The organism is Hymenobacter agri (assembly GCF_054778495.1).
Map to the genome: position 1 here is coordinate 1 of NZ_BAAGZM010001155.1, position 742 is coordinate 742.

The 742-nt window shown below is 66.2% G+C and carries 1 protein-coding gene; it reads right to left on the reverse strand.

Annotation, left to right across the window (positions count from 1 at the left end; all coding sequences use genetic code 11):
* Positions 1-742, reverse strand: a 742-nt coding sequence (locus ACYVDE_RS25055; protein ID WP_460504227.1) for a DNA translocase FtsK 4TM domain-containing protein, incomplete at both ends; no start/stop codon positions are given.

Here is a 742-nt window from a genome sequence, read left to right on the forward strand (position 1 = left end):
GGCTGGCGCGGCGGGAACGGCGGGCGCCGGAGCCGGGCGAGTCGCGGCGGCAGCCTGTTCGGCTGCGATTTCAGCTTCGAGCTCGGCGTCTTCCTCAGGGTCGTCTTCGGTGCTGAGGCGGCGGAAGCTGCCCAGGTTCAGGCTCGTCACATTGAAGAAGAATACCACGAACGAAATCAGCACGAAGGCCAGCAGCAGCACCGTGCCCCAGCCAATGAGGCTATTGAGCCACGAAGCGGCCTCGAAGCCCACGCCGCCGCACAGAAAGTCGAGGCGATGGGCCAGCACCGGGTCGGCCCCGTCGAGGCTCACCACTACGTAGCCCAGCAGCACGCTCAGCCAGGCCATCGTGAACAGGCCCAGCGCCAGCGTATAGCTCACCGACACCGGCGTGGTGCGGAACACAATCTTATACCCGAGGAAAAACACCACCGGAATCAGCGCAAACGCCGCCACACCGAACAGCTTGTAGATGAACAACTCGGCGGCCCAGGCCCCGAGCAGGCCCAGCCAGTTGTGCGATTCGGCGCCGGCTTCCTTCACCGGGATGGTGCTCATGGCGCCCACCACGCTCTGGTCGGCGTGGCCGGTGAAGAGGAATGACGTGAAGGCAATGGTGAGGTAGAGGCTGCCCAGCAGCAACCCGAAGCCCACAAACAGGTGGAAGCGGCGGTCGCGCAGCAAACTCAGCAGGTTGCCCACGCCGGGAAGCGGGCCGCGCGGGGCGCGGGGCGGTTTGGCG